Below are 22865 nucleotides of genomic sequence, written 5' to 3' on the forward strand. Positions count from 1 at the left end.
GACCTTCCGGTGGGACCTGTCTCAGAAGCGACGCTGCTCCAGCACCGCGCGCTGCAACTCGACCAGCTCGTCGAGCACCTCGGTGGCAAAGCCGCGGCGGCCGGGCCGCGCACTGATGAGCAGTTCATCGAAATAGGCATTCACCACGTCGTCATCACCCCAGAGAATCGATAACTTGTTCACGATATGCGGGTGTCTTTTGGCCGTGATGAGTGGGCGAACCGTCACCGGCAGGGATTGCAGCCAGCGGGCGCCAAAGCCGTTCAGGCGCTCGGCCGTGAGCATCGACGGTACGGAATTCTGAAAATCGGAATAGCCCGGACGGACGCCCGCGGCGGAACTGGACAATCCGGTCGTTGACAGACCCGGCAAGGCCGTGGCGCCAGTATTGCCACGCGCGCCAAAAAAGTCAGACTTTTGCATCAAGGCCCCCATTGCTAGAACTCTTGAGGACATTGTGCACTCGGTAACGACTTGTTTTGCAGGATAGGGCTTCAAAAATGCCGACTGTGCCACGAGATTTGTGGTTTCGACAGCGGAAACAGGACCACGCATGGACGCCGGCACGCGGCGAACGGGCAGTAACTCGGGCTGGATGACCGGATATTCAAAGCTCATGGCCTGAGCCTGCGGACCGTCGCCAGGAAATTGCACCCCACGGTCGTGCGCCTCGGCACGCGATGCGGCCCAACGCACCATGTCAGAGCGCTTCCCGCTGTGCCGTCGACGCGCACCACCGCGCAACGGCTCCCACGCCTCGAGACGCGGGTACGGCGCCGCGTCGTCCGCGGGGTCGGAAATCAAGGCTTCGAGATCTGGAGCCATTTTCCACAATCCGATCATGGTCATGTCAAGGTGTGACGCCATGTTAGAGATTCGGCGCCTGGAATACGCCCACCCGACGCGGGGGTGCGCGGCCCGGCAGATCCCCCAACTGCTGGTGCAGCCACCCTGCGCGGTGCAGGACTTGCGAATCCGGCGTCCCGGATCGGCGTCTGGCCCCCCGTCGCTACAATCATTCGACCTCACCGCCGCAACCCGGCGGCCGATCCTTCACGCACCAGACCACCCCGCCTCTGTCATGAGCGACGCGAACAAGATCACTGCCGACGGCGCCGCCGTCGAGCACAAAACCAGCAATTTCCTGCGCGCCATCATCGAGCGTGACCTGGACCAGGGCACCTACGCCAGCCGCCGCTGGGCCGGCACCCCCGGCGACGCCGCCCACCATGCCGCCGGCCAGCCCGACCCCGCGAAGATCCGCACCCGCTTCCCGCCCGAGCCGAACGGCTACCTGCACGTCGGCCACGCCAAGAGCATCTGCCTGAACTTCGGGCTGGCGCGCGACTTCGGCGGCGTCTGCCACATGCGCTTCGACGACACCAACCCCGAGAAGGAGGAGAAGGAATACGTCGACTCCATCCTCGACGCGGTGCAGTGGCTCGGCTTCGGCTGGGACTCGTCGTTCGGTGGCCGCACGGAGCGCCATCTCTATTACGCGAGCGATTATTTCGACCTGATGTACCGCGCCGCCGAGGCGCTGATCGAACACGGCCACGCCTACGTCGACGAGCAGACGCCCGAAGAGATGCGCGCCAACCGCGGTGACTTCGTGCACCCCGGCAAGGACAGCCCCTTCCGCAGCCGCACGCCCGCCGAGAACCTCGCCCGCTTCCGCGAGATGCGCGACGGGGCGCACGCCGATGGGTCGATGGTGCTGCGCGCCAGGATCGACATGGCCAGCCCGAACATCAACCTGCGCGACCCGGCGATCTACCGCATCCGCCGCGCCACCCACCACAACACGGGCGACCGCTGGTGCATCTACCCGATGTACACCTTCGCGCACCCGATCGAGGACGCGCTGGAGCAGATCACCCACTCGATCTGCACGCTCGAATTCGAGGACCAGCGCCCCTTCTACGACTGGCTGCTGGAGCGCCTGACCGAGGCCGGCCTGCTGCAGGCGCCGCCGCCGCGCCAGTACGAGTTCGCGCGCCTGAACCTCACCTACGTCATCACCAGCAAGCGCAAGCTGGCGCAGCTGGTCAACGAAGGCCATGTCAGCGGCTGGGACGACCCGCGCATGCCCACCATCGTCGGCCTGCGCCGGCGCGGCTACACGCCCGAGGCGATCCAGCTCTTCGCCGAGCGCATCGGTGTGACCAAGGCCGACAGCTGGATCGACTATTCGACGCTGGACATCGCGCTGCGCGATGTTCTGGAGACCAAGGCCCACCGCGGCATGGCCGTGCTCGACCCGGTCAAGCTCGTGCTGACGAACTGGGACGAGGTCATGGGCGCGGGCCATCTGGAGCCATGCACGCTGCCCGCGCTGCCGCACCCGCCGGAAGGCCAGCCGGCACCGGCGGCCCGCCAGTTCGTGATGGGCCGCGACGTCTGGATCGAGCGCGAGGACTTCGAGGAAGTGCCGCCCAAGGGCTACAAGCGCCTGTTCCCCGGTAACAAGGTCCGGCTCAAGGGCGGCTACGTCGTCGAATGCACCGGCTGCGAGAAGGATGCCGACGGCCGCGTCACCGCCGTGCTGGCGACGGTGGTGCCCGACACCAAGAGCGGCACGCCGGGTGCGGACGCGGTCAAGGTCAAGGCCGCCATCACCTGGGTCAGCGTGGCGGACGGCGTGGCGGCGGAAGTGCGCCTCTACGACCGCCTGTTCACCGATCCGCAGCCCGACGCGGGTGGCAAGGACTTCAAGGCCAGCCTGAACCCGGCCAGCATCCGCACGATCACCGCCTATGTCGAGCCCTCGCTGGCCCAGGCGACGCCGGACGCGAAGTTCCAGTTCGAGCGCTTCGGCTACTTCGTGGCCGACCGGCTCGACCACGCCCCCGGTCGTCCCGTGTTCAACAAGATCACGGGACTGAAAGACGGCTGGAAGTAACGCAGGTCGCCGTCCACGACCGCGCGTTCACGGCGCGGCCGCGCGGCCCGCGTCCGGCAGCCCGGCCAGCTTCTTGCGCAGCTGCCGGCGCTCCAGGCGCAGATCCTCCTGCAGATGCGACAGGTTGAGCACCAGGTCCTGCAGGCGGGCGCCGGGTCCGACCATGCCGCTCAAGGGCATCGGGGCGGACGCCAGATCGCCGAAGTTGGAGCTGTTCACCGACTGCACCTGCACCACCCGGTCCCGCAGATCGACGAACTGGTGCGAGAGTTGCTCGCCGCTGGTGCGCAACTCGCCTTCCACGGCAACCAGGCGGCGGTCCATCTCGCCGAGATGCCGCGAGAGCAGGGTTTCCAGCCGATCGAAACGCCCATCGAACGCCGACAAGACCGATTCTGGTGAGGCATGGCTGGCCAGCCGGTCGTAGTGGGCCGACAAAGCGTCGCGTGCGCGCATCACCTGGGCTTCCAGATAATGGAACTGCTGCGCCAGCGCATCCTCGCGATCCTTCATGCGACTGCGCAAACCGTCGACGCGATCACTTTCAGCCCTGAAGTTCCGGTGCAGCCGGAGGGCCCAGTACGCAATGGCCATCGCGAGCAGCAAGGCCGCCCCCATCAGGAAAATCCGAGCCGCGGTGATGTTGGGCGACTCGTTGATGTCGAGCAGGCTGGGCACCGCCGTGGTCGCCGCCTTGAACTGGAGCCGGGCCAGATCGTCGTTCAGATAGGCGAGCATCCGGTCCCCGGCCATCCCCAGCGGCACCAGCCAGGCGCAGGACACGACCACGACCCATCCTGCTGACGTTCCCGACTTGATTCGATTCCACATGCGCGATCCCCTGCTCTGATGGAGCCATCATTTCCCGGAGCGGGCCGATTTGGTCCCATCTGTTACCAAATTTCACAAAGAAACGTGATTTTCCATATCAGATATTTGGAAACAAGTTTCCCAACTAAATCAAAAAACAAGATTTACATGGGAATGTCGACGAACTATCCCCGAATCCCACCTGAAATCAATCGCCCAATTTAAGGACATTTCTGTTTGCATGCGGGAACTCTGAGAGGAAAATAAACTCGCACAACAAGATCAAGTCAGACAGGAAATCTGAAACAGCAGCTTTCAGGCCAACTCGCTCACTGAGGAAGGATGAACCATGTCAGATCACCAGACCCCCGGCACTCCACCGATGCCGCTCCTGCGGCGCCTGACGCGCTGGCTCGACACCGACAAGGGCGCGCGCGCCGGATCGAACGGCATCGACAGCGCCCGGATGGACCTGGGCTACGAGGCGGCTTACGCCCCCAGGCAGACCGACCGTTCCGCCACGCCGTCGCGGTTCGAGGAAGACCACGCGACGTCCTGATCCACGCCGTCGGCATCGGCCGGTGACAGCGGCCAGCCACCAGTCGCGCCGAACAGCCCCAGCGCCAGCGCCTGGGGATCGTTGACCGTCCTGAGCCGGTCGTGGGCCAACGCGGCCTCCGGATGGCGCCGCCGCAACAGCTGCAGCCACTGCTTGAGGCGCCCGGCCCGGTAGCGGGGTTCGAACTGCGCGCCCACCTGCGCCCAGAAATCTGCAAGCAGACGCAGCACGGTCGGCCAGTCCATCACCTGCGGCCCCAGGCCGACGATGGCCAGCGCCAGCCCCGGATCGGCCACCAGGCCGCGGCCCAGCATCAGGGTGTCGCAGCCGGACTCGGCCTGGCAGCGCCGCGCGTCGTCCGCAGTCCAGATTTCGCCATTGGCCACGATCGGCAAGCCCGGCACCTCAGCGCGGACCTCGGCGATGCGCGCCCAATAAGCGGGTGGTCGGTAGCCCTGGTCGCGCGTGCGGGCGTGGATCACCAGCTCTGACGCGCCCGCCTCGGCCACCGCCCGGGCGCAGTCCCCGGCGCGGCTGTCGTCCGTCACGCCGAGCCGCATCTTGGCCGACACCGGCATCTCCGGCGGCACGGCGGCGCGCACCGCCGCCACGATGCGGCCCATCAGCTCCGGTTCGTCCAGCAGCGCCGCGCCACCGCGGTGGCGGTTGACGGTCTTGGCCGGGCAGCCGAAGTTCAGGTCGATGCCGGCCGGACCGAGTGCAGCCAGCCGCGCGGCGTTGTCAGCGAGACACACCGGATCGGATCCCAGCAGCTGCGCACGCACCGGCACCCCCGCAGGTGTGTGGCCGCCGCGGCGCAATTCGGGCAGGATGCGGTGAAATACACGGTCCGGCAGCAGCGTGTCGGTGACGCGGATGAATTCGCCGACGCAGCGCTCGATGCCACCGGCCCGGGTGAGCAGATCTCGCAAGGTGCAATCCAGCAGCCCCTCCATGGGGGCCAGCAACAATCGTGGGGTGTTCATGCCCCGCAGTGTCCCCGATCCCGGCGGGTGACCTGCAGCGCATAATCCGGCGAGCCCAGCTAACGAATCCCATGGCCCTATACCGATGCAACCGATGCGGGCACCTGTCCGAGCCCGCCGATGACCAGATCGGCACGACCTCGGCCTGCCCGGCCTGCGGCACCGACAACCAGGCCTACCCCACCATCCCGTTCATGCGGACGATGCTGGACCGCTACTTCGCCACACGCCGCGAACTGAACGAAGCCCGTGCCGAAATCGAACGCCTGCGCCTGCATGTCGGCGAAACCGTGGCCCCGGCCGAGCCAGCACTGAACGCCCACTCCCTGCCCACCGATTTCGACACCCGCAACACCGACCATTTCTGCAGCCGCGTGCAGGTCGCGCCGGTGCTGGACTGGTTCCGCCATGCGGGCGTGACGGCCGATCTGGACCCCCGCTCGCTCGAGACCTCGGGCCACTTCGACGAAGTGTCGGCCAACATCGGCGCGCAGTACCAGCGCCTGCACGAGATCGTCGAACGCATTCGCCTGGCGCAGAAGCAGGACTACAGCTTCATCAACATCGACCTGAGCAAGCGCACCCCCGACGAGGTGACGACGCTGAACGACTTCTGCCAGACCCTGGGCGAGAGCGGTTTCCTGTCGAAGTACCACCGCCAGGAAGGCGACCAGGTGGTGCGCCTGTCGCTGCAGAAGGCCGAGGCGGTGCGCCGCTTCTTCGATGGCGGCTGGCTGAGCTGGTTCAGCTTCATGCTCGGTCTGCGCCATCTGGTCAGTGCCGGCGTGGAGTTCTCGGTCGCCCGCGACGTGAGCCTGTCCTGGCCCAAGGACGAGGGACACGGGCTGGACCTGATGTTCCTGATCGGTCAGGACATGCCGCTGTGCGTGCAGTGCCGCACCGGCGAGGTCATTCCCTATCTGGACCGCCTAGTGCACGTGCGCGACCGTCTCGGCGTCGCGCCGGAAAACTACCTGCTCTGCGTCAGCGACCTGTCCGAACAGCAGGCCGCGGACCTCTCGCGCCACCACGGCCTGTTCGTCGCCACGCCCCAGACGCTCAAGGTCTGGTTCGAAAGCCGGGTTCCGACCCGCTCACCGGCCTGACACCCGGCGCCCCAGCGTCCAGAGTCCCAGCGCCAGCGCACCGACGAGCACACCGGCGACGCCATTCACCAGCATCGGCAGCACGGCCTGCCCGACGCTGCCCAGCGTGGCGGCGCGCAGGGTCCAGTCCTCGAGCAGGTGGTGGGCGGCCGGCAGACCGTGGGTCAGGATGCCCCCACCGACCAGGAACATCGCGGCCGTCCCCGCCACGGTCAGGACCCGCATCAGCACCGGCGCCGCCTTGAGCAGACCCTCGCCGACCGCTGCCATCAGGCCGCGCCGGGTGCGTACCAGGTAGAGCCCGAGGTCGTCCATCTTGACGATGCCGGCGACGAAGCCGTACACACCCACCGTCATCAGCAACGCCACGCCCGCCAGCACGGCGACCTGCGTCATGAAGTCCGTGCCGGCCACAGTGCCCAGCGCGATGGCGATGATCTCGCCCGAGAGGATGAAGTCGGTGCGGACCGCGCCCTTGATCTTGTCGCGCTCGAAGGCGACCAGATCGGTCTGCGGATCGACCAGCGCCTGGGTCAGCTCGGCATGGTGGGCCTCGTCCTCGGCGGGGCTGTGCAGGAAGCGGTGGGCCAGCTTCTCGAAGCCTTCGAAACACAGGTAGGTGCCGCCCACCATCAGCAGCGGCGTGATCAGCCAGGGGGCGAACACGCTGATGAGCAGCGCCACCGGCACCAGGATCGCCTTGTTGAGCAGCGAGCCCTTGGCGACCGCCCACACCACCGGCAGTTCACGCTCCGCCGAGACCCCGCTGACCTGCTGCGCGTTGAGCGCCAGATCGTCACCGAGCACGCCTGCGGTCTGCTTGGCTGCGACCTTGGTCAGAAGGGCGACATCGTCCAGCATCGTGGTGATGTCGTCGAGCAGGGCAAGCAAGCTGGCAGCAGCCATGGGCAGAACTCCGGGTGGGTGTAGAACCCGAAGATCCTAGCGCAGTGCGAAGACGCCGCCCGTCCTATTGCATCCGGTACGTCATCTGCAGATAGACCAGCGCGGGCCGGCTGTCGCCATCCGCCCCCATGGGGGGCACCAGCATCAGGTTGACGCCGAGCCGGTCGTCCAGCAGCCCCAGCGACAGCGTCGGCAGCAGCGCCGGCACCAGGGCCCGCCGCCCGCTCCAGCTGACCGATCGGTAGAACGCGAACGCCCCCAGCCCCAGCCCGACACTGGCCGCCCCCGGCGCCCGCCATTCCTTCATCAGCGCGGCACCCGCATAGCCGCCCCAGACGCTGCGCGAGTCCTGCATCACGCCGGCCGACTGTCGCCAGTTCCAGTCGGCCAGGTTGCCCTCCCGGCGTTCCAGCCCCAGTCCGGGGTGCTGCTCGTTCCACTGGCGGCCGGCTGCGCGGGTCTGCTCGAAATGGTGGGAGACACCGGCGGTGTGCAGCAGCCACTGGGTCTGTGCCATGACCGGGCTGGACACCGCCGCCCAGCCGACCAGGGTGCAAGCACCTCCGAGCCACAGCCGTCGGATCCAATCTGAAGTGCTGCGCGCCATGTCGGTCCAGACTTTCGGTGTTTGTTCACGAAGTCCGGAGCGTAAGTAGCGACCACACCCGTTGCCAGACCCGGAACGCAGGTATCTGGACCGCAGATGCGGGATCTGCCGGCGCGCGATTCCGTCGCTGGCCGGCCAGCGAAACGGGCGGGGAACGGTGTCTTTTTCGCACTTAAGTTTTGCCGGGGGGCCTCTAGCATGGCGCCATGCCCACCCAGACCCTCGTCGAACCAGCGCCCCGACTGCCCGCTGCTGCCCCCAGACGCAGCAGTTGGGCCGTGATGTGCAGCGTCGTGTTCGCGCTCTCGCTGCGTGAGCTGAAGACCCGGCTGGATGGCCGCTGGGGTGGCGCGGTGTGGGTGATCGGCGAGCCGCTGCTCAACATGCTGGCCATGCTCGCCGTCTACAGCGCGATGCGCGCCCAGACCATCGGCGGTGTGGACACGCTGCTGTTTCTGGTCAGCGGTCAGATGCCGTATCTGCTGTTCAAGTCGCTGGTGCTTCGCCTGATGGAGGCGATCGAATCGAACCACGGGCTGTTTGCCTACCGCCAGGTGCAACCCATTGACGCCGTGCTCGCGCGGAGTGTGGTCGAAGTGCTGGTGTTCGCCATGGTCGCAGGCGCCTGCATCGCCGCACTGGGATGGGCCGGCCACCCGGTCGTGCCCCACCGTCCGCTGGAGCTGTTCGCCGCACTGGCGTTGATGACCTTGATTGGCGGCGCCCTGGGGCTGTTCATGGCGGTCGGTACCGCACCACCGCTCAACCGCTTGCGCGGTCTGGTCTCGATGGCCTTTCTCCCGATCTACATCACCTCCGGCGCGCTGGTGCCGCTGGCCAACCTGCCACAGGGTCTGCAAGGACTCTGTCTCTACAACCCCATCACCCACCTGCTCGAGCTGTTGCGCGGTGCCTGGCTGGGTGCTGCCTACCAGGCCAGCCCGCACGTCGGCTGGACCCTGCCCCTTGCGTGGGCGCTGGGCACCGTGCTGCTGGCACTGGGCCTGTACCGAGGCCGGAGTCACCGGCTGCAGACGGGCTGAACGGACATGCTGGACCTCGTCGACATCACCAAGAGCTACCCGAGCCGCCTCGGCCGGCGCTACATCTTTCGCCAGTTCAATCTGTCGATCCCCGCGGGATGCAACGCCGGTCTGATCGGCCCGAACGGCGCCGGCAAGTCCACGCTGATGAGGCTGCTGGGCGGGCTGGAGCACCTGGACAGTGGCCGGATCGTCACGGATCGGCGGGTGTCCTGGCCGATCGGGCTGGCCGGTGGCTTCCAGGGCTCGCTGACCGGGCGGGACAATGTGCGCTTCGTCTGCCGCATCCACGCGGCGTCGGCCGAGGAAATGCGCGAAAAGGTGGCGTTCGTGCAGGCGTTCGCCGAAATCGGTGACGCCTTCGACCTGCCGGTGAAAAGCTACTCGTCGGGCATGCGCTCGCGCCTGACTTTCGGCGTGGCGATGGCCTTCGACTTCGACCTGTACCTCATCGACGAGATCACGGCGGTCGGGGACGCAGCCTTCCGCAAGAAGAGCCAGGACATGCTGCGCGAGCGCCTGGAGCGCGCCCAGGTCATCTACACCAGCCACAACATGGGCGAGATCGCCCGGCTGTGCAACACCGTGGTTCTGCTGCGTCCGGGCCAGTCGCCGGTGCTCTACGAAGACGTTCAAGAGGGCATCGCCGCCTACCGGCAACTGGCGTCCGAGCCGCCAGCCTCCGCACGCCAGCCAGAGGTCTGCCCCGCATGAAGCGTCATCTCATTCGCCACCGTCTGGCCCTGCTGATCATCGGCGTGCCGATGCTCCTCGCCGCCCTCTACTTCACGCTGATGTCGCGCGATCGCTATGTCAGCACGGCGGTGCTCAGCGTGCGCCGCGCTGGCCACGACGCGCCCTCGCTCGGCGGACTGTCGATGCTGCTGTCCGGCACAGCGGGCGCCTCGGTGGAGGACACCCGCTACCTGCGCGAATACCTGCACTCGCTTGGCCTGATGCGCAAGCTCGATGCCCGGCTGCAGCTCAGGGCGCACTTCGAGGCCGCCCGCTCCGACGTGCTGATGCGCCTGGAGACCGGCACGAGCCAGGAAGACATGCTGGACTACTGGCGCCAGCGGGTCGAGGTGTCCCTGGACGAAGTCAGCGGGCTGCTGACGCTGCGGGTCCAGGGCTTTGATCCGAACTTCGCCCAGCTGGTGAATCAGGCCCTGCTCGCAGAGTCCGAAGCCTTCATCAACGACATTTCGCAGCGCATCGCCAACGAGCAGCTCGCGTTCGCCAAAACAGAGCTGTCCCGCGCCGCCGAACAGCTCGCGCTCGGACAGCAGTCGATGATCGAGTTCCAGGCACGCCACCAGATGCTCGATCCATTGGCGGACGCACAGGCCACTGGCGCCCGCGCCATCGAACTGCGCAGCCGCCTGACCCGGCTGGAAGCGGACCTGAACGCCAAGCAAGCCTTCCTGAACGACGATGCGCCCGACATCCTCACGCTGAAGGCCGAACTGGCCGCAGTCAGGCAGCAGATCGGTCATGAAACCAGCAGTGCCACGTCCTCGAAGCCGAACGCAAACGGCACGCTCGGCAAGCTGGCCGTCGAGTTCCACGGGCTGAAAACCAGGGTCTCGCTCGCGGACGGCGCCTACAAGAGCGCACTGGTGTCGGTCGAGGCGACCCGGATCGAGTCCAGCCGCAAGCTCAAGAGCCTGGTGGTCATCGAGCCGCCCACCCTGCCCGAGATGGCCGAGTTTCCGCGCCGCCTCTATGACATCGCCACGCTGCTGCTGGCCTGCCTGATGGTCTACGCCACCGTGCTGCTGGCACGGGCCACGATCCAGGAACACCGCGACTGACCATGAACCACACCGCAGCAAAATCCTCCCTCCTCGACCGCATGGGCCACAGGGCCGGGCACCGTCTGTCGACAGCCGCCGTGGTCTGCGCAGGCCTGTGGATCGGGACCGTCGTGTTCGCGGCGGAGCCCGCACCGACCGCGCCCGTGTTCGGCGCCCAGATGTTCAACGGACGTTTTGCAGGTCAGTCCTTTTCCGGCTTCAACCCGGATTACCAGATCGCACCGGGAGACCGGGTCAGCGTTCGCCTGTGGGGAACGTTCACGCTGGAGAGCACACAGGCGGTGGACGCCCAGGGCAACATCTTTCTGCCGAGCCTGGGCCCAGTGCGGGTCCAGGGTGTTCGCAATGGCGAGTTGGGCGCGCTCATCCAGAACAGCGTCAAGCGGGTCTACCGCGCCAGCGTCTACAGCTACGCGACGCTGGAGGCCGCGCAGCCAGTGAAGGTGTACGTGACCGGCTTCGTGCGGCAGCCCGGGCTGTACAACGGCCTGTCCTCGGACTCGGTACTCCACTACCTCGATCTGGCGGGTGGCATCGACACCGATCGCGGCAGCTACCTCGCCGTCGACGTGCTGCGCAACGGCCGGCCGCACGCCAGCATCGACCTCTACCGCTTCCTGCTCGAAGGTCGCATGGAGATGCTGCAGCTCCACGATGGCGACACCATCTTCGTGGCGCCACGTCAGGCCAGCGTGCGGGTCGCCGGTGACGTCGCGAACGCAGGCACCTTCGAATTCCGGGGCACGGGCATTCCGGCGAGCCAGATCCTGGCCATGGCCCAACCCAAGGCTACCGCCACCCACATTTCCATCGTGCGCCAGGTCGGCCCGGAACGTCGCAGCGAGCACTACCCCATCGCCGACGCGGCCACCGTCCGGATCGGCAACGGCGACGAGGTGACGCTCATGTCGGACAAGGTTCCCGGCACGATCCTGGTCCGCATCGAGGGGGCACACCGCGGCGAACGCTCGGTGGTGCTGCCCTATGGCGCGAAGCTGTCCGACGCGATGGCGCTGCTGCGGCCGGCGCCGCAGGCGCAACTGGAGGCGCTGCAGGTCTTCCGGAAATCCATCGCGACCCGGCAGAAGGAAATGATCACCCTGTCGCTGGACAAGCTCGAGACCCAGGTGCTCACCGCACGCTCCGCCACCAGCGAGGAAGCGGCCCTGCGCACCCGCGAAGCCGAGCTGGTGATGAAGTTCACCTCGCGCGTCAGGACGATCGAGCCGAAAGGGCAACTGGTGTTGCCGAGCCTGGACAGCGCCGGCCAGACCTTGCTGGAAGACGGTGACACGCTGGTCCTGCCCGAGCGCTCGTCGCAGGTCACGGTCCATGGCGAGGTGCTGTTCCCGCTGGCGATCCAGCACGACCCGCAACGCACGGTGGCCAGCTACATCGGCCTGGCCGGCGGCTACACGCAGAACGCGGACACCTCCCGCGTCCTGCGCATGGCGCTCAACGGCACCGTGACCGAGACCCGCCTGGACGCCATTCCCTCGCAGGGCGAGGAACTGATGGTGCTGCCCGCGGCGGGAGCCAAGAACATCGAGGTCACGCGCGGAATCACGCAGATTCTTTATCAGATTGCGGTGGTGGCCAAGATCGCCCTCGGACTTTGAACATGAAGGCAACTGTTATGGACAAGATCCTGATCGTCGGCCATCCCCATTCGGGACACGACACCATCGAACGCATGCTGGCAGCAGCCGGCATGGCGCCGGCACGCCCTTCGCGGCGCGAGGGGCTCCGGCCGGACGAGATCAGCTCGGCACTGTGCCGGGCCAACACCCGCGCGCTGCTGGAAGCACCCGACGCGGACGGCGCACTCCGCCAGCTCGAGATCGGCCCGGTCTGGCAAGGTCTGGCACTGGACCTCCTGCTCGCCAACATCGACCAGCCGGTCTGGGGCTGGTCCGATCCGCAGTCGGTCGTGCTGCTCGACTACTGGCGCGAGATCGACCCGGACATGCTGTTCACACTGGTCTACGAGGCACCCGACAGCGTGCTGGCCAGCATGACAGCCCAGGAAGCGGCACAACTCACCCCCGACAGTCTGGCGCGCCTGCTGCGCAACTGGCTCGCCTGCAATGCCACCTTGCTGCGGTTCTTCCTGCACAACCCGGGGCGCTGCGTACTCGTGCAGGGCCGCCAGGCGCGCGTGTCGGCGGACGGCTACTTCCAGACTATTCAAAGCCGACTGCGCGGAGGCTGGGAACCGAGGCCCGCCTCGGCCCTGACCGAATGCCCCGCCCGAAAGGAAGCGTCCGGGGCAGTGGCATTCCTGAGCGAAGCGCTGATGCGCCAGCATCCGGAGTGCCAACACCTGTATGAAGCCCTGCAGGCCTGCGCCGATCTGCCTGCGGTCGAGACCGATCCTGGAGACAACAGTGCACCGATGGCGGCCTGGCTGGATCTGGCCACACTCAACCACGACCAGCTGGAGCTGCGCCAGCGGATCGCCGAGCAGCGGACGCGGATCGACGCACTGGGCCTGTGTCTGACGCACCGCGACACCGTCATCCAGCAGCACCAGCAGCAGGCCCGGGTCCTCGAAGCCCGCGCGCATTCCAGCCAGCAGGAGCGGGAGCGGCTGACGGCGCAACTCCAGCAGTTGCACGCAGCGTTCGAGACGCAAGGCCAGCAGCGCCAGCAGCTCACGACCGAGGTGCAAGCCCTGACCGACGAGTTGCAGCACATCGAGCAGGTCGCCGCCGAACACCGGGCGCAGGTTGTCCAGCTGAACCTCCAGTTGGCGCAGCACCAGCTGCTCGTTTCAGACCGGGAAACAGCCCTGCAATCGGCGAACACCCGGATCGAGCAACTGCAGGCCACGCAGGCGCAACTGGAACAGGCCAGCCAGCAGGGCCAGGAGCAATTGCTCGGCCAGATCCACCAGATCCAGCTGGAACTCGAAACCCACTTCCTGCAACGCCAGCAGCTCACCGCCGAAGTGCAGTCCCTGACCGCCGGCCTCCGGCAGATGGAAAAACTGGCGACGGACCGCCAGGAGCAGGTCGCCCTGCTGGAACGGCAGCTCGACCAGCAGCGGCAGCTGGTCGCGGGCCGGGATGCGGAGCTGCAGGCGTCCGCCATTCGAATCGGGCAATTGCAGGCAGCGCATGGCCAGCAGGAAGCGCAGCGCGTTCACCTGGAAACCACCCTCAAGGCGTCCGAGGAACGGATCGCCGGGCTCGTCCGCCACGGCGAACAACTCCGGTCGCAGATGCAAGCGGAAATCCAGGCCCAGGCGGACCAGCATCTCGCAAGGCTGCAGGAGACGAGCACCACCAACGTCGAGCTGGCACAGGAAAATGCCCAGCTGCTCACCCAGCTCCACCAGGTCCAGGTGGAGCTGGAGCGCCACTTCCTCGAACTGCAGCAAGTCCGCCAGGCCCAGGCCCGTGCCGCCGCGGCGATTCCGCCCGCACCCGTCGGGGCGGCAGAGCGGGTCAAGTCCCACCTGTCCTACCGCCTGGGCTCCACCATGGTCCAGCACTCGCGCAGCCTGACCGGCTGGTTGTGCATGCCCTTCGCCCTGGCCCGGGTGACTCGCCAGTACCGCCGCGAACAGCGCGCCAGCGCGACGGTCAAGCTGCCGCCGCTGCACAAGTACCGCGATGCGCAGGAGGCCGACCGCGTCAAGAACCACCTGTCCTACCGCCTGGGCCAGACCCTGGTTCGGCACGCGGCCACGCCAGTGGGCTGGTTCAGCCTGCCCTTCGCCCTGCAACGCGAGGTCAAGGCCTTCCGGCTGCAACGACAGCACTGAAGCACTCCGCCCTCTCACGACGCCCTGACCTTTCCCCCAGCACACGCCATGCCTAGCAATCCTCGAATGTCCCTCTGGCTGGACCTCCTGCACAAGCTCCATCCGCCCCGCGGGGTCATGCTGATCGGCGCTGGCGATGGCTCCAGCGCCTGGGTGAATCGCCTGATGCAATGGGACGCCAGCAACGTCACTCTCGTCGAGGCCGACGAGCGCCAGTTCCGGCATCTGCAAGTCCGGGTGACCGACCAGCGCGACTGGCAACTGGTGCAGCAGGTCGTTGCTGCGGAGGCCACCAACGTCAGCTACCACCATGCCAGTCTGGCCATGGAAAGCGGGTTGGTCGAGCCTGAATCCCTGCAGCCGATCTGGCCCCGTCTCACCACGCGGCTCACCCGCACCCACCGTGCGACCACACTGGATGCGCTGATGCGGGACAGCGACCGCGCGCCGAACTGGTTGATGGTGGACTGCCTGCCCGCGCTGTCGCTGCTTCAGGGCGCAACGGACCACCTGCCAGGCATCGACGTCATTGCTGCGCGCGCCCTGGTCGGTACCGACGCGCTGGCCGAAGGTCCCGCAGGGCAACTTCCACTTCAGGCGTGGCTGGAGGAACGCGGCTTCCTGCCGCTAGGCACGGAGACCGGGCGCCACCCTGCCATCGGTCACACCCTGTTCGTCCGGGACACGCAGGCGAGCCTTCGCGCACTGGCCAGCCAGCTGTCTGCAGCGACACAGCGCAACCAGCAATTGGCGGAAACGCTGGAGGCGGCCCGCACTGCCAGCAGTTGCGACGCAGAAGCTGCCCGGACCCAGATCGCCCGGCTGAAAGACGTGGTGCAGCAGTCCGAGGCGGCGTCCAGCCAGCGGCTCTCCCAGCAAGCGACGCAGCTCGTTCAGGTCACTCAGACGCTGGAAGCCACAAACGCACAGGTACGCGAGCGCCAGGATCTGCTCGACCAGCTGCTGCTGGCCACCACCCAGGCTGCGACCGACGCCGCTGCCCGCGACCAAGCCAGCGCCGAGGAGATTGCCCGCCTGGGCAAGGCAAAGGACCTGGCGGAAACGCTCGCCGCCGACCGCTTCCGCACCATCGCCGAGTTGCGTCAGACCGCTGCGCAAGTGGCCGCCGAAACCGCCACCGTCACACGGGCGCATGCCGACGAGATCGCCCGCCTCAACAAGGAAAAGGCTGCGGCTGACCAACTGGCCGCTGACCACCTCCAGACCGTCGCCGAGTTGCGCCAGACCGCCAAGCAAGCAGCGACCGAGACCGCATCCATCGTCCGGGCGCACACCGACGAGATCGCCCGCCTCGCCAAGGAAAAGGCTGCGGCTGACCAGCTGGCCGCTGACCACCTCCAGACCATCGCCGACCTGCGTCAGACCGCTACGCAAGCAGCGACCGAGACCGCAGCCACCGTCCGGGCACACACCGACGAGATCGCCCGTCTCGAACAGGCGCGCAAAAAGGCCGAACAGCAGCAGACATCGGCGGTACAGCGCCAGCAGGAGCTGACCACCCAGTTCGAGAAACAGAGCCAAGCCCGTGCTGCCGCGGAAAAGCTGCTCACGGACGTGCGCGCCCAAGCCCAGCAAGCCGCAGGCCGCTCCAGAGGCGATGCCGACATCGACGATCTGATCCGGGACATTTCGCCTTTCTTCACCGAACGGTCGATCACCTATGTAGACGTCGGGGCCTATGTGGGCGATGTGTTCCTGAAGCTGACGGGGTCCAAGCTGCTCCGGATTCGGGAGGCCCACCTCTACGAACCCAACCCTTCCAGCTACCAGACGCTCACCTCGAAGCTGGAATCCTGCCGACTCCCGACCCTGCACGCGTACCACCTCGCGGTCGGCGCCAGACCGGAAACGCTGCATTTCAATGCCGCGCAGTCGATGACCCGGGTCGTCGAGCCGGAGCCTGGATCGCCACAGGTCAGCAATACCTTCACCGCCCGCAGCGTCTCGCTGGACGAGCAGGCGCGCCTGTTCACCGACCAGAAGATCAATCTGCTGAAAATCGATGTCGAAGGCAAGGAGCTGGACGTGCTGGTCGGCGCCACACAACTGCTCGAATCCCAGCGCATCGACATGCTTTACATCGAAGTCGGCTTCAACAGCCTGGGCACGCAGCAAACCTATTTCGCCAGCATCGACCGGTTCCTCCAGGACAAGGGCTACCGCGCCTTTCGCATCTACGAGCAGATGAACGAATGGACGGAGGACTCTCCGCTGCTGCGGCGCTGCAATATGGCCTACATGAGCGAGCGCTTCGCGCGCGCCAACCCCTCGAAACTCACCCTTCGGGTTCAGGCATTGCAGGAAGAAATCCATCGGCTGAAATCGACCCAGTCCCAGCCTCTCACGCCTGCACCGACCTGAGCATCCATCCGGATCATCTGCAGCTGCAGGTCCCCAACTCCACGCCAATTCACCCCGGTGACCACCGAAAGCTGATCATGAGCGAGTCCGCAGTTCTCCACCACGCCATCAACCACTACCGGAACAGGAACTTCGAAGAAGCCCTGACGCTGTTCCGCAAGGCCGGAGAGCGTTACGGGGCGGAAATCGTCGAGGTGAACATCCAGATGTGTCGCAAGGCGCTCGCCAGGGAGGGTTGGACGCCTCCCGCGGCAGCCAAGGCTGTGCACGCTCCCACCGTTCAGGCTGCATCCACTCCAGCCGCACTCGACGCTGCGACCCGGCTCATGATCGCCAACGCCGGACAAACCACGCTCGGCGAACAGGAACGCAAGACCTTGCTGGCACGCTTCAAGCAAGCAACCAGCCGCAGGTCGGAGAGCGTGGAGACCAAGTCCGTCAAACCGGTGCCCGCCGACTGGCCTGAGGGGCTTCAACTCGCCCCGCTGCCGGACAGCACCAATGACTACGTCTGGAACCGACGGCGGAAGGATTCCCGCACTGCATCACCCGCACGGACGGAACAGGACGGCCTGAGCATCGTCATCCCCACCTTCAACCGCAGCCGCATTCTCGGTGTCACGCTAGCTTGCCTCGTGAACCAGAAGAGCACCTACCCCTTCGAAGTGATCGTCGCCGACGACGGCAGCCAGGAAAACATCGTCGAGGTGGTGCGGCAGTTCGAAGCAACGCTGGACATCAAGTACGTCCGCCAGAAGGACTACGGCTACCAGCTCTGCGCAGTCCGCAATCTCGGACTGAGAACCGGGCGCTTCCCCTTCGTCTCCATCCTCGACTGCGACATGGCACCCAATCCCGGGTGGGTGCAAGCCTGCATGGACCAATTGGTCGACGACGATGACGTGGCCCTGATCGGCCCGCGCAAGTACGTCGATACCAGCGTCCACGAAGTCAGCGCCTTTCTGGCCAATCCGGCTCTGCTCGAAAGCCTGCCCGAGGTGATGTCCAACAACACGGTCGCGGGCAAGACCGACAACGCCGTCACGGTCGACTGGCGCGTCGATCACTTTCGGCAGAGCGACAACCTGCGCCTGTGCGACACGCCGTTCCGCTATTTCAGCGGCGGCAATGTCGCGTTCGCCCGGAAGTGGCTGGACCGGGCCGGCTGGTTCGACGAGGAATTCACCCACTGGGGTGGTGAGGACAACGAGTTCGGCTATCGCCTGTACCGCCAGGGGTGCTTCTTCAAGTCGCTGGACGGCGCCATGGCCTTTCACCAGGAGCCGCCCGGCAAGGAAAACGAAACCGATCGTGCCGAAGGCAAGAAGGTCACGATCAACATCGTCCGGGAGAAGGTGCCCTACTTCTACCGCAAGCCGGCCCCCATCGAATCGGCGCGCATCCACACCGTTCCGCTGGTATCGGTCTACATCCCGGCCTACAACTGCGCGCAGCACATCGTCCGGTGTGTCGACAGCGCACTCAACCAGACCGTCGTGGATCTGGAAGTCTGCATCTGCGATGACGGATCCACCGACAACACGCGCGCGGTGCTGCAGCAGCACTATGGGCAGCACCCCCGCGTCCGCATCGCGAGCAAGGAGAACGGCGGCATCGGTTCGGCCTCCAATGGTGCGGTCAGGATGGCGCGCGGCTACTACATCGGCCAGCTGGATTCGGATGATTACCTGGAGCCAGATGCGATCGCCATTTGCCTCGAACAGTTTCTCTCCGACAAGTCGCTGGCCTGTGTCTACACCACGAACCGCAATGTCAGACCCGACGGCGAGCTGATCAACAACGGCTACAACTGGCCGGAATTCTCGCGAGAAAAACTCACGACCGCCATGATTGCCCACCATTTCCGCATGTTCACCATGCGCGCGTGGCAATTGACGGAGGGTTTCGACGAAAGCATCACCAATGCGGTCGACTACGACATGTATCTCAAGCTGAGTGAAGTCGGCCCGTTCAAGCATGTCAACAAGATTGCCTACAACCGGGTACTGCATGGCGAGAACACATCGATCAAGAAACTCGGCGTCCAGAAAATCAACCACTACGCCGTCGTGAACAAGTCCCTGGCGCGCCAGAATGTCCGGTCCAAGACCTATATGCCGCTCGACACGCAGAGCGATACCTGCAGGAAGTACCAGTTCATGGACGCGCAGACACAGGCTGGCTGACATGCTGCGCATGCCGAACGACTGCCCGGTCCACCGGTCTCCCGGAGTCCCTCGTTGAGTCTGCTGCTGTCCCGCATCGGCTTCCTCAGGCACCACGCGAATGCACGCTTCGCCAAGGCACTGGCGTGCCTGCCGCCGCAGTCGTGGCCGCGAACAGGCGCCGAACTCTGGGCCGCGCACAAGCTGGGCCTGCACACCCTCGTGGCCGATGCAGCCTGGGACGGTCGCCACTGGCAGGGCGGCATGGCGATGGCGATCTCGATGGCCACCCTGGGACGAGCAGACGAGGCCCGAAACCTGGTGGCCCTGCTGCGCAGACGACAGGCCACCGGCGCGTACGAGGCGGTGCTGGCGGAAGCCCTCGCGCCCTTCCTTCCTGATCTGGCGCTCACGCTCGCTGGCCATTCAAAGGCTCCCTGGACACTCCGTTGTGCCTTGCTGCTGCGCCTGGGCGAACACGAGGAGGCGGGACGCCAGCTGCGCGCAGCGCGGGACGCGGGCCACGCCGGCTCCGAGTGGCACCTGCTGGCCGCCAACGCGTTCGGCCGCTCACCCTCCCAGCTGCTCGACCACCTGAATGCCAGTCTCGGCCAGTCGTCCCTGTCGTCCTTGGCCTTGCGTGACGCGAGCCAGCCTCCGGGTACCCTGAACCTGGCCTCTGCCGAGCAACTTGCGCCGGTGGAAGGACCGCGCGTCAGCGTGCTCATGACCACCCACGAGACCCAGGACCGCGTCGGCGCAGCCATCGAGAGCCTGCTGGCCCAGACCTGGCGGAATCTGGAGATCGTGGTGGTGGACGATGCCAGCACCGACGGCACCGTCGAACGGGTCCATGCCCTGGCAGAGCGGGATGCCCGGGTGCGCTGCCTGCGCCTGCCCTGCAACGTGGGCACCTATGTGGCCAAGACGATCGGGCTGGCCCATGCTAGCGGCGAATTCGTCACCTGCCAGGACTCGGATGACTGGGCCCATCCCCAGAAACTGGCCCGGCAGATGCGGCCCCTGCTGGACAACCCGCGTCTCGTGGCGACCACCTCGAAATGGGTCCGCCTGTCCGATGACGGCCGCTGCCACGCCCGCGCCGTGCACCCGCTGACGCGGCTCAACCCGGCCTCCCCGCTGTTCCGTCGGCGGGAGGTGGAGCGTCTGACTGGCCTGTGGGATGCCGTTCGCACCGGTGCCGACAGCGAGTTTCTCGCCCGACTTCGGCTGGTGTTCGGTCCGCGTGCGGTACAGGGGGTGCCTCTGCCCCTGACGTTCGGGGCGCATCGCGCGAATTCGCTGATGACCGCCTCCAGCACCGGCTACAGCCTGGCCGGTGTCTCGCCAAGCCGGCAAGCGTACTGGGAAGCCTGGACGCGCTGGCACATCACCACCCTGCACGCCGGCCGCACGCCAGAAATGCCGTCGCTGCGGGCCTTGCAGCAGGGCATACAGCGCCCGTTTGCCGCGCCACCCGAGGTGACGGGCACACGACAGCCGCTTGAAGATTGCCTCGCGTCGATGGTCTGATCCGGTCGGGCCAATACCGGTGCCTTTTCGGGGCCTTGCCCAGGGGCGGGTTCTCGAACAATCGGCCGCATGTTGCTAGAAAGGCACCTCCCCCCAGCCCGCGTCGCCCAAGACGCCTCCCGCCCCTGCCTGGCGCTGCTGACCCGAGGGCTCCGGCAGGTCGAGACCCTGCCCGCACTGCTGCCCGACTGGACATTGACGCAGGGTGCATCGGCTCGGTCCACGGCTGCCGTCCTCGCCTGGGGCCACAAACCCAGCGCCCGCACCGCCGAACAATACGCACAGCGCCACGGCCTGCCCCTGCTCCGCGCCGAAGACGGCTTCCTGCGCTCCACCGACCTCGGCCACCGCTGCCCGCCGCTCTCGATCGTGCTCGACGACCAGGGCATCTACTACGACGCCTCGCAGCCCTCACGGCTGGAAACGCTGATCGCCAGCCAGCTCGGCGCGGCACAGCTCGACCGCGGCGCCCTCCTGCGCGCTGCCTGGGTCGAGGCGCGGGTCTCCAAGTACAACCACGCCCACGACGGCCTGCCCGACGCGCTGCTGCGCCAGGCGGCCACCGACCCGCCGGTGCTCGTGGTCGACCAGACCGCGGGCGACGCCTCGATCACCGGTGCCGGCGCCAGCGCCACGCACTTCGAGTGGATGCTGCAGGCCGCGCTCGACGAACACCCGGACGCACCGATCTGGCTCAAGGTGCACCCGGACGTCATCGCCGGCCGCAAGCAGGGCCACTTCGCCCACCTCACGCCGGGTGAAGCCGCGCGCGTCACGCTGATCGCCGACGCCATCCATCCGCCCGCGCTGTTCGACGTCTGCCGGGCCGTCTACGTGGTCAGCTCGCAGATGGGCTTCGAGGCGCTGCTGCACGGCCGCTCCGTGCGCTGCTTCGGCCTTCCCTTCTACGCCGGCTGGGGCCTCACCGCCGACCACCTGAGCGCCCCGTCCCGGCGCCGCGCCGCCAGCCCGAGCATTGCCGCGCTCACCCATGCGGCGCTGATCGCCTATCCGCGCTGCCTCGATCCCGAAACCGGCCGCCTGTGCGAGCCCGAGCGCCTGCTGGCGCATCTCGCCTTGCAGCGGCGGCAACGCGCCACCTGCCCGTCTCCGGTGCAGGTGCTGGGCTTCTCGCGCTGGAAACGCCCCATCGCCCGCGCCTTCCTGCAGGGCAGCGCGGACATCGCCTTCCTGCGCCGCGAGCGGCAGGTCGATCCGGGCACCGCGGTCGCGGTCTGGGGCCGCCGTCCGGCGCCGCCGCTGGCCACCGGCCCGGTGCTGCGCATCGAGGACGGTTTCCTGCGCTCGGTCGGGCTGGGCGCTGATCTGACGCGCCCGGTGTCCTGGGTCGTCGACGACCTGGGCATCTACTTCGACGCCACCCGCCCGAGCCGCCTCGAACACCTGCTGCGCCAGCACGACTTCGACGACGCCTTGCGCGAGCGGGCCCGCGCGCTGCGCACCGCCATCGTCAACGCCGGCCTGACCAAGTACAACGTTGGTGGCGGCGCGTGGCAACGACCGGCCTCGGCGCTGCACGTCGTGCTGGTGCCGGGCCAGGTGGAGAGTGACGCCTCGATCCAGTGGGGCTCGGCCGACATCCGCACCAACGCCGAGCTGCTGCGCGCCGTCCGCGCGGCGGAGCCGGAGGCGTGGCTGGTCTACAAGCCGCACCCGGACGTCGTCGCCGGCCTGCGCCAGACCGGCCACTCCTGGCAGGCCGAGTGCGAGCGCCTGCGCCCGTACTGCGACGAGATCGTCACCGACGTGCCCATGCACACGCTGCTGGCCAGCGTCGATGCGGTGCACACGCTGACCTCGCTGACCGGCTTTGAAGCGCTGCTGCGCGATTGCCCGGTCACCACCTGGGGCATGCCCTTCTACGCCGGCTGGGGCCTGACCGAAGACCGCGCGCCAGCCGACCATCCCGCCCGCCAGCGCCGCAAACGTGCACTGCAGCTGCAGCTGGACGAGCTGGTGGCGGCGACGCTGATCCTCTATCCGACCTACCTCAGCCGCCACTCCGGCGCCTACACCACGCCCGAGCAGGCGCTGGTGGAGCTGCGCGAATGGCAGCGGCTGGGCACGCCCGCGGCCTCGCTGGCCTCGCGCACATGGCGTCTGCTGAAGCGCCAGGTGCTGCATGCCCTCGCCCAAATGCGCCGGCGCTGAAGCCCGGTTGAACGCCGATATGCCCGGCCGCGCTCGCGCTATTCGCCCATTTCAGGAACCCGCCGGTACGGTGCAATCAACGCCAAGCCAGAAGCCTTCCGGCTACCC

The 22865-nt window shown here is 67.0% G+C and carries 17 protein-coding genes; 12 read left to right on the forward strand and 5 right to left on the reverse strand.

The features are described from left to right. Window positions 1-21 precede the first annotated feature (21 nt). Window positions 22-849, reverse strand: coding sequence for a hypothetical protein (locus AABN02_RS03730; RefSeq protein ID WP_338413572.1), 828 nt, complete (start codon window positions 847-849; stop codon window positions 22-24). 232 nt (window positions 850-1081) lie between these two features. Between AABN02_RS03730 and AABN02_RS03735 the strand changes: the two genes are divergently transcribed. Beyond that, window positions 1082-2902 carry a glutamine--tRNA ligase/YqeY domain fusion protein gene (locus AABN02_RS03735; protein ID WP_338413573.1) on the forward strand — a complete coding sequence of 607 codons (1821 nt, stop codon included), beginning with the start codon at window positions 1082-1084 and terminating at the stop codon, window positions 2900-2902. Between the two features lie 27 nt (window positions 2903-2929). Here the strand turns inward: AABN02_RS03735 and AABN02_RS03740 are convergent, their stop codons facing one another. Next, window positions 2930-3640, reverse strand: a complete 711-nt coding sequence (locus tag AABN02_RS03740; RefSeq protein WP_338413574.1) for a hypothetical protein — start codon at window positions 3638-3640, stop codon at window positions 2930-2932. 421 nt (window positions 3641-4061) lie between these two features. Between AABN02_RS03740 and AABN02_RS03745 the strand changes: the two genes are divergently transcribed. Then, window positions 4062-4271 carry a hypothetical protein gene (locus tag AABN02_RS03745; protein ID WP_338413575.1) on the forward strand — a complete coding sequence of 70 codons (210 nt, stop codon included), beginning with the start codon at window positions 4062-4064 and terminating at the stop codon, window positions 4269-4271. Here AABN02_RS03745 and AABN02_RS03750 read toward each other — a convergent pair. Then, window positions 4202-5257, reverse strand: coding sequence for a tRNA-dihydrouridine synthase (locus AABN02_RS03750; protein WP_338413576.1), 1056 nt, complete (start codon window positions 5255-5257; stop codon window positions 4202-4204). The two genes, AABN02_RS03745 and AABN02_RS03750, sit on opposite strands and share 70 nt — an antisense overlap. 71 nt (window positions 5258-5328) lie before the next feature. Between AABN02_RS03750 and AABN02_RS03755 the strand changes: the two genes are divergently transcribed. Next, window positions 5329-6363, forward strand: coding sequence for a hypothetical protein (locus AABN02_RS03755; RefSeq protein ID WP_338413577.1), 1035 nt, complete (start codon window positions 5329-5331; stop codon window positions 6361-6363). On the opposite strand, the gene AABN02_RS03760 is transcribed toward AABN02_RS03755, so the two are convergent. Then, window positions 6352-7269: a DUF808 domain-containing protein gene (locus AABN02_RS03760; RefSeq protein ID WP_338413578.1), complete on the reverse strand. Its 918-nt coding sequence runs from the start codon at window positions 7267-7269 to the stop codon at window positions 6352-6354. The genes AABN02_RS03755 and AABN02_RS03760 overlap by 12 nt on opposite strands. A gap of 64 nt (window positions 7270-7333) precedes the next feature. Then, window positions 7334-7786, reverse strand: a complete 453-nt coding sequence (locus tag AABN02_RS03765) for a hypothetical protein (RefSeq protein WP_338413579.1) — start codon at window positions 7784-7786, stop codon at window positions 7334-7336. Window positions 7787-8082: 296 nt separating this feature from the next. On the opposite strand from AABN02_RS03765, the gene AABN02_RS03770 reads away from it, so the two are divergent. From AABN02_RS03770 to AABN02_RS03810, 9 genes are all read left to right on the forward strand, one after another. Next, window positions 8083-8919 (forward strand): ABC transporter permease, encoded by an 837-nt coding sequence (locus tag AABN02_RS03770; RefSeq protein WP_338413580.1) that lies wholly within the window; start codon window positions 8083-8085, stop codon window positions 8917-8919. 6 nt (window positions 8920-8925) lie between these two features. Continuing rightward, window positions 8926-9633, forward strand: coding sequence for an ABC transporter ATP-binding protein (locus tag AABN02_RS03775; protein WP_338413581.1), 708 nt, complete (start codon window positions 8926-8928; stop codon window positions 9631-9633). Then, window positions 9630-10733, forward strand: a complete 1104-nt coding sequence (locus AABN02_RS03780; protein WP_338413582.1) for a capsular biosynthesis protein — start codon at window positions 9630-9632, stop codon at window positions 10731-10733. The genes AABN02_RS03775 and AABN02_RS03780 overlap by 4 nt, the downstream gene beginning before the upstream one ends. Before the next feature lie 2 nt (window positions 10734-10735). Beyond that, window positions 10736-12355 (forward strand): polysaccharide biosynthesis/export family protein, encoded by a 1620-nt coding sequence (locus AABN02_RS03785; RefSeq protein WP_338413583.1) that lies wholly within the window; start codon window positions 10736-10738, stop codon window positions 12353-12355. Window positions 12356-12357: 2 nt separating this feature from the next. Further along, entirely contained in the window at window positions 12358-14505 is a 2148-nt protein-coding gene (locus AABN02_RS03790) for a hypothetical protein (protein WP_338413584.1), read from the forward strand. Window positions 14506-14571: 66 nt separating this feature from the next. Further along, entirely contained in the window at window positions 14572-16887 is a 2316-nt protein-coding gene (locus AABN02_RS03795; protein WP_338413585.1) for an FkbM family methyltransferase, read from the forward strand. A 77-nt stretch (window positions 16888-16964) separates the two neighbouring features. Continuing rightward, complete coding sequence (locus AABN02_RS03800) at window positions 16965-19073, forward strand: glycosyltransferase (RefSeq protein ID WP_338413586.1); 2109 nt, start codon at window positions 16965-16967, stop codon at window positions 19071-19073. A 54-nt stretch (window positions 19074-19127) separates the two neighbouring features. Beyond that, window positions 19128-20585 carry a glycosyltransferase family 2 protein gene (locus AABN02_RS03805; RefSeq protein ID WP_338413587.1) on the forward strand — a complete coding sequence of 486 codons (1458 nt, stop codon included), beginning with the start codon at window positions 19128-19130 and terminating at the stop codon, window positions 20583-20585. Between the two features lie 69 nt (window positions 20586-20654). Continuing rightward, window positions 20655-22757: a capsular polysaccharide biosynthesis protein gene (locus AABN02_RS03810; protein ID WP_338413588.1), complete on the forward strand. Its 2103-nt coding sequence runs from the start codon at window positions 20655-20657 to the stop codon at window positions 22755-22757. The last annotated feature ends 108 nt before the right edge of the window (window positions 22758-22865 follow it).

The organism is uncultured Sphaerotilus sp., assembly GCF_963924895.1.
Lineage (GTDB): Bacteria > Pseudomonadota > Gammaproteobacteria > Burkholderiales > Burkholderiaceae_C > Sphaerotilus.